Here is a 489-nt window from a genome sequence, read left to right as displayed (position 1 = left end):
CTTGCGCCGCGGGCTGCGGTCGTTTTACCCGCCCATTCTCGCTACAGAGGGACAAGGATGTTTGCCGCCGCGAACCAGACCCACTTCAGCTTGCATATCGATGGCCTGGAGCATGACTTCCAGGTACTCGCCTTCGATGGCAGCGAAGCCATCAGTCAGGTGTACTCCATCGACCTGGAACTGGTCAGCGAGCACCCCTCGCGGGACCTGGAAAGCCTGCTGCACAAGCCCGCGTTCCTTCAGCTCGGCGACGACGGCCGGGGCCTGCACGGCCTGATCTACCGCGCCGCGCAAGGCGAGGCGGGCAAGCGCCTGACCCGCTACCAGGTCACCCTGCGCCCGCAGTTGGCCTACCTGGCCCACCGCATCAACCAGCGCATGTTCCAGCACATGAGCGTGCCGAAGATCATTGCCCAGGTGCTCGAAGAGCACGGCATTCTTGGCAACGCCTACCAGTTCCAATTGGGCGCGACGTACCCCGAGCGCGAG

The 489-nt window shown here is 64.2% G+C and carries 1 protein-coding gene; it reads left to right on the top strand.

Translation table 11 applies throughout. The features are described from left to right. Positions 1–57: 57 nt before the first annotated feature. Positions 58–489 (top strand): contractile injection system protein, VgrG/Pvc8 family (locus ACQ4N9_RS26520; protein ID WP_430934127.1); only part of this gene is annotated, 432 nt, incomplete at its 3' end.

Source organism: Pseudomonas sp. ES1 (assembly GCF_050586605.1).
Classification (GTDB): Bacteria; Pseudomonadota; Gammaproteobacteria; order Pseudomonadales; family Pseudomonadaceae; genus Aquipseudomonas; species Aquipseudomonas sichuanensis.
This window is presented reverse-complemented; position numbering and strand designations above follow the sequence as displayed.